This is a genomic window from Protofrankia sp. CiP1_Cm_nod1 (assembly GCF_920888515.1).
In the GTDB taxonomy this organism is placed as follows: domain Bacteria; phylum Actinomycetota; class Actinomycetes; order Frankiales; family Frankiaceae; genus Protofrankia.
The window spans coordinates 1-8,868 of record NZ_CAKKTM010000392.1 but is presented as its reverse complement, the minus strand read 5'-3'; the positions used below and the strand labels follow the sequence as shown (position 1 = coordinate 8,868).

The 8,868-nt window shown below is 66.9% G+C and carries 10 protein-coding genes and 2 pseudogenes; 6 read left to right on the top strand and 6 right to left on the bottom strand.

The window, feature by feature from the left end; translation table 11 throughout:
* Positions 1–1,099, bottom strand: a pseudogene (locus NBX02_RS17755) (hypothetical protein); the annotation flags it as partial.
* A gap of 743 nt (positions 1,100–1,842) precedes the next feature.
* On the opposite strand from NBX02_RS17755, the gene NBX02_RS17750 reads away from it, so the two are divergent.
* Positions 1,843–2,001, top strand: a complete 159-nt coding sequence (locus tag NBX02_RS17750; protein WP_250284581.1) for a hypothetical protein — start codon at positions 1,843–1,845, stop codon at positions 1,999–2,001.
* Between the two features lie 391 nt (positions 2,002–2,392).
* Here NBX02_RS17750 and NBX02_RS23365 read toward each other — a convergent pair.
* A pseudogene (locus tag NBX02_RS23365) lies at positions 2,393–2,532 on the bottom strand (IS982 family transposase); the annotation flags it as partial.
* 265 nt (positions 2,533–2,797) lie between these two features.
* On the opposite strand from NBX02_RS23365, the gene NBX02_RS17745 reads away from it, so the two are divergent.
* Positions 2,798–3,013, top strand: a complete 216-nt coding sequence (locus NBX02_RS17745) for a hypothetical protein (protein WP_250284580.1) — start codon at positions 2,798–2,800, stop codon at positions 3,011–3,013.
* 24 nt (positions 3,014–3,037) lie between these two features.
* The gene (locus NBX02_RS17740; protein WP_250284579.1) at positions 3,038–3,604 is read left to right on the top strand and encodes an IS110 family transposase; all 567 of its coding nucleotides are present in this window, start codon (positions 3,038–3,040) and stop codon (positions 3,602–3,604) included.
* 226 nt (positions 3,605–3,830) lie between these two features.
* On the opposite strand, the gene NBX02_RS17735 is transcribed toward NBX02_RS17740, so the two are convergent.
* From NBX02_RS17735 to NBX02_RS17720, 4 genes are all read right to left on the bottom strand, one after another.
* The gene (locus NBX02_RS17735) at positions 3,831–4,301 is read right to left on the bottom strand and encodes a PIN domain-containing protein (protein WP_445548512.1); all 471 of its coding nucleotides are present in this window, start codon (positions 4,299–4,301) and stop codon (positions 3,831–3,833) included.
* Positions 4,301–4,708 carry a helix-turn-helix domain-containing protein gene (locus NBX02_RS17730; protein ID WP_250284575.1) on the bottom strand — a complete coding sequence of 136 codons (408 nt, stop codon included), beginning with the start codon at positions 4,706–4,708 and terminating at the stop codon, positions 4,301–4,303. The genes NBX02_RS17735 and NBX02_RS17730 overlap by 1 nt, the downstream gene beginning before the upstream one ends.
* Positions 4,705–4,908 (bottom strand): hypothetical protein, encoded by a 204-nt coding sequence (locus NBX02_RS17725; protein ID WP_250284573.1) that lies wholly within the window; start codon positions 4,906–4,908, stop codon positions 4,705–4,707. The genes NBX02_RS17730 and NBX02_RS17725 overlap by 4 nt, the downstream gene beginning before the upstream one ends.
* 993 nt (positions 4,909–5,901) lie before the next feature.
* On the bottom strand, positions 5,902–6,324 hold the full coding sequence (locus NBX02_RS17720; protein ID WP_250292288.1) for a YtxH domain-containing protein: 423 nt from the start codon (positions 6,322–6,324) through the stop codon (positions 5,902–5,904).
* Between the two features lie 566 nt (positions 6,325–6,890).
* Here NBX02_RS17720 and NBX02_RS17715 point away from each other — a divergent pair.
* From NBX02_RS17715 to NBX02_RS17705, 3 genes are all read left to right on the top strand, one after another.
* Positions 6,891–7,106: a nucleotidyltransferase domain-containing protein gene (locus tag NBX02_RS17715; RefSeq protein ID WP_250292286.1), complete on the top strand. Its 216-nt coding sequence runs from the start codon at positions 6,891–6,893 to the stop codon at positions 7,104–7,106.
* A gap of 378 nt (positions 7,107–7,484) precedes the next feature.
* Positions 7,485–7,955, top strand: coding sequence for a helix-turn-helix domain-containing protein (locus NBX02_RS17710; protein ID WP_250284568.1), 471 nt, complete (start codon positions 7,485–7,487; stop codon positions 7,953–7,955).
* 6 nt (positions 7,956–7,961) lie between these two features.
* Positions 7,962–8,513, top strand: a complete 552-nt coding sequence (locus NBX02_RS17705; RefSeq protein ID WP_250292283.1) for a PIN domain-containing protein — start codon at positions 7,962–7,964, stop codon at positions 8,511–8,513.
* Positions 8,514–8,868: the final 355 nt, after the last annotated feature.

The window sequence follows — 8,868 nt, the reverse complement described above, 5'->3', positions numbered from 1 at the left end:
CGGCGGGCACCGAGTGTGGATACCCCGTCAGTACCTGCAGCACAGACTCAAGCTGATCGTAGTAGCGCCCGTCCGGGCGGTGCGCGGTGAGGACGTTCTCCACCAGGTCCGGAGGGTTGTGGCCGCGTAAGTTGCTACCCGATCCACCACCGGAATCGATGATCTCCCGCCCGTCGGAGAGCACCAGCCGGCTACCTAGTGCGCTCTTGATGTCGAGAGCCATTCCCATGGCGTCGTTGAGACGGGCCATCGGGGGGTTCACGTAGTGATGGAATGCTCGTACCCGCGCCGTCATCGTACCTTCGATACGCTTGAGGACAATCTTGTCCTCGGCTTCGATCAGGTCAGCGGCATCCAGCGCCTCCAGTACCGCGCGAAGTGAGACGGCGGCCCCGCCGAAAGTGGTGGTATGCGCGGCGGCGTCTTTGATGTTGTTCCACACTGAATGAGCCCGCTGGCTCATGGTCAGACATCCGAAAGGAAGCTGTCGAGCCGAGAGGTCCTCTCCGAAGATATGGGCGTCGGCCTGTATCCCGCTCTGACTGAAGTACGTGCCGCCCAAGTCGCGGCCGAGATTCGAGAGGACGAGTAAGGCGCCCGATTCGTGTCCAGCGTCGGCGAAAGCGTCGTGCAGGCGGGGCCGAGCCTCCCATTCTGAGCGTGCGACGATCACGCCCGACCAGGCCTTTTCCGCTAGTCGGTCAGCCGCCACGTCGAGAGACTCGACGAAGCACAGTCCCGGTGCGAGACTCTGTGAGGAACCCTGCTCTGTGGGATCAAAGAAGACGCGCAGATCCTGCTCTGGATCGACGATGAGGACGCTACCGTCATTAGCCCTCCTGTGCCGCACCGACGAGTGCCGGCACAGTTTTATGGCCGCCCCGACCGCTTCGACACCTGAGTTGGTGAAGAATGTTCGGTAGGGCCCACCCCGAGCTTGTGCACGCTGCAGCAGACGGTCGAGCAGAAAACCCAACATCGCCCCCTCGGCACTGATCGTGTTGCTCCCGATGAGAAGGTTGCAACGCTGACTGAGGTTGTATTCAGCCAAAAGATCGAGGGTCGACCGCGTAGCCGACGTCAGAGCCGCACGAGCCATGAGCTTCGGATCCTTCCTGCCCGGCGCAGCCTCACTTTTCCGCCTACGACGCAGCAGGCCGCCAATGCCAACTTCACCGGCGAAGGAGACGGAAAGTAGAAACTCTGAAACCAATTCAGTAAGGCTACCGCGTACCCTGTCAAGGCCCCTCTCGGGATTTCGGAAGGAGTCTCCATGCTGTTGGTGCTGTGCGACCCGGCTCCAACGCTGTACGTGTACACGGGCGGCGCGAAATAGCCCGTGACCTGGGCAGACGCAGGGATTCCCCGGCCGCGACGTACTTTCTCGCCGCCAGCCGGCCACCCCGATCGCTGTTCAACCGCCGTCTCCGTGAGTTGGTGGCGCAAGAGGCCTCCACGCAGGTAGGTGTTGAGCGGGACCTGGATCGCCCCGGTCTTGGCGGCACCCTCGGAGCGGACGATGTCGTCCGCGAGGAGTGCGAGGCAGCGACGGACGTCGCCGGGGCCGGTCCGGCCGTGAACGCACGAATCGCCTCGACGGCATCGGGAAGGTTCGTCATGCGGAGTTCGTCATGCGGACAGCTCCCCTCGAGGTTCCACCGGACCGCACCCTGCGGCGTTGGCGTTCGTTGGCCGTACCGCGCCGCTCCTGGCGGTGTACTTTTTGTCTTTACTCTTTCTATACCTAATTCGAATTAGAGTCAAGCGTGGCCAAAGGAACGGCATGCGGGAGAATCCGCCGGGCGGCTTGCAGCGTTTTGGTAAGTTGCTGTTCAGCAGATCATGACAAGGTCCACGACGTCACCCTCGCCGAACGAGCAGGACGAGGAGCTGGGGTATCTCGTTGGTCTTGGCTTCCACGTCGTCCTGGCCGAACACGGGACCCCGGTCGTGGTCGAGGGTGGCGAGCAGGTGCCATGCATCGGCCGCGCAACCGCGTGATCCGCGGAGCGTCTTGCCGCCGAGGAGAATGGGCTGCCCCGCCACCGTGCCCTCTGCTCGTTGTTCCTGCCCACTGGCGTGCGCGGTGGTCGGCGACGTTGACGCTGGTTCGCTCTGTTAGCGTGCTGGTCGCCCGCAAGCATCGCTGGAACAGAGTGTCGGCGTGCGGGTACCTGGTGGATGTCGGCCCTGACATCAGGACCGACGTCGAGTTATCCCAGTCCTGCCCACGTACTTCGCTGCCTACCTCGCTGGATGGCAAGACGTGCCGATCGAACTCTCCGCGGACATTGTCTTCGGCGCGTGGGATACGTCCGGAGCCTCGCCTTCGAGCCCCATGCCGATTTCACCGACGACGCCGATGGCTGGGGCCCTCCCCAGGCGCCGAGGTCTTGACCAGCGGCAACGCCGACGTCAGCCGCTTGTTGTAGCCGGGCTGGCCGGGCTGGCCGGGCAGGCAGGGGCCCCGACCAGGTGCGCCCGGGCGTGGCGCAGCCAGCGGGTCTCGCTGTGGTGGCCGAGCAGGGCCTTGAAGCTCTCTCCCTATGCCCGGCCACCGCGAGCCCAGACTTCGGACTTGCTCGTCTAGTACTACTAGGTATCGGTCGCGGCTACGGCCGGATGATGCTCGGCCGCCCGAGCCACCTCATCGCGGTTGTCATCGTGGCTGGTCAGCAGCCGTGACGTCATGGGCGTGGTCTGCTCATGCCGGCGGGAGCGTCGCCATCACGGAGCCGGAGCGGATCCGTGACCGGGCCGGTTATCGTCGGATCCCGTGGATGAGCCGCCGGTATTCGTGGGGTCCTCCGACATCGCCGTCGTCCTCGGTCTGACCCGGCAGGCCGTCGACCGTCGGCTGCGGATCGATCCCGTCGCGCCCGCGCCGGCCGCGACGGTCAATCGCACCCGGGCCTGGGGCGGCACCCGGGTGTGGTGGCGCGCGGACATCGACCGCTGGCTCGGCGGCGCCGACCCGGACCGCTGGACGTCCCTGCCCGGTCACGCCCGCTGAGTCCGAGGACCGCGCGGTACGTCCGTGCCAGGTCCACTCCGACACCGGGGAGATCGTCGGTGGGGCGGCGGACGACCCCTCGGCCGAGGCCCCCCGGCGTCGACCGGCGCCGACGCCGGGGCGGGCCGGCGGCTCAGCCTGACCGAACGCCTCGCCGAGATTCCCGGGATCGGCCCGACCGCCGCCCAGGCGATCATCGCGGAGGTCGGGGTCGACGCGTCCCGTTTCCCCACCCCCGGCCACCTGGCCGCCTGGGCCGGTCTGGCCCCGAAGGACCGGGAGTCCGCCGGGCGGGCCAAGCCCGCCCGGACCGGGAAGGGCAACCGCTACCTGGCCGCCGTCCTTGGCCGGGCCGTGATGTCGGTCGCTGCGACCCAGACCTTCTACGGGTTCCGCTACCGGCGGTTCTCACGTCTTGGACGTGCTCGCGCCCGTCGAAGCTGCAGGTCGGCGGGCCAGGCAGGTGGTTCGAGCCTCCTGTGGCTCCGCAGCAGTCGACTCCTGGTGGTAGTCGTTCAACCGCGTGGCGGTCCGAGTGAGGCTGCGGATGGAGGGCTCCCGTGTGTGGCGAGTCCGCGCGGCTGGAACTGACCGGCGCGCAGGTCGCTCGCGGCGTTCTGGGGCGAGATCCGGCAGGTCGTGGCTGGGCTCCTGTCTGACCCGGAGACACCCTCGAACACAATGCCGCTGGCATGCGCCGCCGTGCGGACGCCGATGGAGGTTCAGTAGCTTCCGGTGAGGCGCTCTATCAGATCGGCGGTTGTCGAAGCCCCGGCTCGGCGCAGGGCCGCGGTCGTCGACCTGTCGGTCGCGCCGGTCAGGGACGCGACAGCCGTTCGGTGAGCGGCGAGCACCTGTGGCTCGTATTCTGCCACGAGCCGGCAGAGCAGCTCGTCGGGGGTGAGCACCTCGATTCGGCGGCCGCCGCGGCGTCGGCCGGGAAGTCCTTGACGTTCCATGTGCAGAGCACATTCGCCTCCGCGGCGACGGCCGCGGCCAGGACATGCCGGTCGTCTTCGTCTGGTAGCCACACGTCGGCGAGTGCGCGGAAATCCGCCTCGGCGGGCTCGACCTCGGCGAAGGGGAACGCGCGGTTCATCGCTGTCACCAAACGCTGGGCGGCAGCACGGTCGAAGCGGGCCACGTTCAGTCTGAGATGTTCGACGGCCTCGGCGAGGATCGCAGGGCTCCAGGCAACGGCGATGATCTCCTGGTCGGCGGCGTAGAGAAGGTAGTCGCGCAGGACTCGGGAGTAGAGCACGTTCGCGTCCGCGAGAACGACGCGGATCAGGTCGGTCTCGCGGACGGGGGTCGTTCGGTCAGGCCGAGTTCGTTCTGCACGGCGGCCAGTTCGGCGAGTGCCTCGCGCCGTCGCGGGCGCTCGTTCTCCAGGAACGCCCGGATCGACGAGACGCGCACACGGTGGTGGGCGCCGACCTTGCGGAACTCCAGCAGGCCGCGGTCCATCAGCTTGCGGACCTGGGGACGTGACATCCCTAGCAGCACCGCTGCCTCCGTCGGCGTGACCTCGGCGGCGCGGGGGGCCGCGACGAGCTCCTCGCCTCTGACCCGGGCGTCGAGCAGCCGGGAGACCAGCTCGGCCGTCTCGCGCGAGAACGCCACCCTCACCTCTCCACCGGACGTCGCCAAGGCGCGGTGGAGAGCCTCGGCATCGCGTAGCAGCAGCTCGGTCATGCCTGCCCCACCTGCCTCATCTGCTCCAACTGCAACAACTGCAACAACTGCAACACATTCCCGGTGCGCATCCGCTGGGCGAGGCTGGGTTCGACCGCGGCGACTGTCGCGGCCAGCACCCCGTCGTCGATGCGACTGATCACCCGGTAGGTCTGGCGGCGCACGTTGAAGCCGGCCCCGCTCTGGCCCGCCTCGGACAACCTGATAGCCGCCGGGTGAGCCGGCTCTGTCGATGAGGCGGATCCCGTCGCCCAGCTCCTGGTTCTGCCGGTGGATGGCTACGGACCGGAACCTTGGAACCCGCCAGGTATACGGAACATCCGTCCGATCCGCTAGATGATGTTCCGGTCGGCGTGGTCACCGGGAATCGTCCCAGGTCGGTGACCGCGTGGCGACCGGGCGGATGATGATTTCGGGACCCGGAACCGTGATCGAACGGTTCTTGTTGTGGTGCGTTAGGTCCACCACGCTGCGTAGTTGACGTCTGGCCTGGGTCGATAGGTTCGACCTATCGATCGGGACGATCGGGTGCCCGGCGAACGAGCAGGTAGTGACCCCGTTGGCCGGTTCGTACGGAACAATGGCCCTCGCCCAGTTGACGCAAATAGTGACCATGAGTGACATTCGAGTCGTCTCGGCATCGTCCCTCGCGTGGCGCGCGTGCTCTCGGGAGGAGACAGCAGCGTAGGGCAGGCGATCGGCGCCGCCAGCGGCTCCCGGCCCGGCTGGCGGTCACCGCGCACACCAGCCGGCTCGCCCAGCACGCGCTGTGCCTGCATACGCACGTTAACCCATGACCATCGCGGCCGGACAATGGGACCGACATCGCCGCGGCGCCTGACCGCGCTCGGCAGCACAGCGAGGGACTCGCCCCAAGACCGTTGGTTGTGCGGATTCTCCTCGTGACCGACGGTCTGTCCGATCTGAACAGGGCAAGGCAAGCCGCGGTGAAATGCGCCCAGGCTGGCTTGACGGTGGATGTGGTCCTGATCGATCCGACTGACCAAGCACGCGGTCTCGCGGCCCCTGCCTGCCAACCAGAAGCCGATGAACCCGGCGATGCGGCGGGCGTCGGCGAACAGCACCCCTGCGTTGACGGCGGGATGTCTGCCAGGTCTTACAGGCCGAGCCACGCCCGCGCGCAAAAGCCGAGCAGGGCGTCGCCAACCGAATCCGGGGCAATGAGATGAGGATCAGGTGCTGACGGCCGCAGCGTCGGCGCGAGCCAAGGTGGCGTCCAGGACGGCGTACTCGGCTTCTTCCACAGCGGCGATAGCGAAAGAGATCGCGCAGACGGCGTCGTCCTCCGCGTACTCCGCGCGCCGCTCGGCACGCTGGGCGTCGCGCTCGGTCTGCTTCTGTTGGACCTCAGCACGCACCTTGCTCACGTGGTCCTTCCAGCGGTCCTGGATCTCGCGCCACCGACTGGAAGCCTCCTGGGTCACGTCCGAGGCCTTCTCGCGAAGCTCGCTCGCGTGCCGCTCGGCGTTGGCGCGAGCCTGCTCGACTTTGGCCGCCAGCTCCTCGCGGGTCTCGGCCTCGGCAGCATCCGCAGCACCCTCGGCTGCCTTGGCACGCCTCGAGAGGTAGGCCAGCTGCTCGGACAAACGGGCCATAATTCTCACCCTTCCGCCGTCTTCCTGCATAATCACATGGCAGTCATGCTAGCGCGGATTCCTGGCTGACGCAGGTCCACCCCGACGACGGCGACCATCGCGACCTGCATCCCCATTACAGTGATTTGCAACCATCTATCGACGTCAAACGGCTCGAAGTACAGCGGAGATCCGCCACCCAGCAGCGGGTGGATGCGCGGCACGCCGAACAGCCTCCGGCCGCGCACTCCCGAGTCGACTTCCGGCGAGTTCGATCCTTCCTATGGGCAGTGAAGCTTGATACCGCTGTTCACGAAAGCGGTATTGCCCGGTTTGCCGGCGGACCGTCCGGGCAGGAGGTAAGGAGGCGGAATGAAATAACCTGTTCATCTTGAACCTTCTGTAGGTCCGTGACCTGCGAAGACGCTCCCGGGGATGCATTTGTTACTTCATTACAGATCCTAAGTGACGCCTGAGCCGGGAGGGATGCCCGCAAGCGGGGGAGCGGCCTCCGGTGACGTTCGGACGAGGTGCGTGCGCATCGCGAGGAGATTCTTGCTGTCGGGCGTCGGTTCGGGGTTCGGAATGTGCGGGTGTTCGGGTCGGTGGCGCGTGGTGAGGCCACGGGGTCCAGCGATCTGGATCTGTTGATCGATGTCGGGCCTGGTCATGGATACTTCGACATGGCGGCTTTCGCGCTCGCGGTGGAGGACCTGCTGGGTGTGTTCACGCAGGTCGCGACCGAGGGCGGGCTGAAGCTGCGTATCCGTGACCGGGTGCTCGCCGAGGCTGTGCCGGTCTGAACGGCTGTCTGTGCGGCGGGACGAGGAGCGGCTGGCGGACATCCTGGACGCGGCGGAGAAGATCGCGGTCCGGGTGCGGCGTGGCCGGGAGCGGTACGACGCCGACGAGGACGTGCAGATCATGCTCACCCGCAGGATCACACGATGGTCGCTCTACGTCACGAACTGCCACTCCGGCGAGTTGTCAAAATGTTACTTTTATCCACTATTTTCATGGACTCCAGTCGCATCCGCAGATCCGCCCGGTGACGGACTGCCGGCACACCGGTCACCCGTTGCGACCGCGGGCCGCGGGCGACCTGCGGCCGGTCTCCGCGCGCGACCTCCACCCAGCCGCGACCTGTTTGTGGATTTTTCGAATAGAAGTAGCCTGGAGTCGTGGCCACCGTGATTCGAGAGCGAACAGTCCTCCCACCCGCGGACAACTCCACCCTCGCCCGGTTCGCCCGCCGCCTGGCCGGGCTCGAGGAGCCCGCACGCGCACGGCTGGTCGGCCCCGACGGTTCCAAGATGGACATCCCCGACGAGCTCTACGGAATCCTGCACGACGTCGTGACCGCTCTGTCCCAGGGCCTGGCGATCTCGATCGCCCCGCACAACACCATGCTCACCACCCAGGAAGCCGCCGACCTGCTCAATATCTCCCGCCCCACTCTGGTACGCCTGCTGACCGACAGTGAAATTCCCTACACCATGCGCGGCCGGCACCGCCGCGTCATGCTCCGCGACATCCTCGACTACCGCGACCGCACCCGCCGGGAACGCCGCCAGGCACTGGACCAGATGGCCGCCGAAGCCGAAGAGGACGACCTCTACACCCTGACCGCGGCCCCCACATCAACCCGGTAAGAGGCCGTGACGTTCCCCGCGCTGCTCGACGCCTGCGTGCTCTACCCGGCCTACCTCTGTGACACCCTGCTCCGGCTCGCCGAAGCCGAGGCCTACCGGCCCCTGTGGTCAGCCGACATCCTCGACGAACTGCGGCGCAACGTCGTCGACGCCGGCGTCCCGGCCGACCGCGTCGACCGGCGCATCAACCACATGCGCCGATACTTCCCCGACGCGACCGTCACCGGCTACGAACACCTCATCGACGGCATGACCAACGATCCCAAGGACCGCCACGTCCTGGCCGCCGCCGTCCGCACGGGCGCCGAGGTCATGGTCACGTTCAACCTCCGCGACTTCCCGGAAACCACGCTCAAGCCCTACGACATCGCGGCCATCCACCCCGACGAGTTCCTCCTCGACCAGCTCGATCTCTACCCAGGCCGCACCCTCGAGGTACTCGAACAGCAGGCAGCGTCCTACCGCCGGGAACCCACCACCGTCGCCGCGCTGCTCCCGCTGCTCGAACGCACCGGCCTACCCCAGTTCGCAGCCGAAGTACGCAGGCACATCCGGTAACCATCCATGGCCGGTGCGGTCGGCGGGGGACGCGGAAGCGGTTCAGTCATACTGGCAGACTGAGCAGATGCCGATCTCCCCTGAATTTCAGATCGAGGCGCGCGTCGTCGCCGTAGACGTGGGCAGCGTGGCCAAGGGTCGGTATGAGGCGTGAGGCGTGAGGAGCGCGAGCGCGCCGCTCCGGATTCTTCACCCAGCCGGTAGGAAATGCGGTGCGGGTCCGGCGGCTTGGAGGGTTCATGGCCCTTGCGTTCACCGTCACCTGGGACTACCGCTGCCCGTTCGCCCGCAACGCGCACGAACACATCCTCACCGGGCTGGCCGCCGGCACCGACTGGCAGGTCCGCTTCGCCCC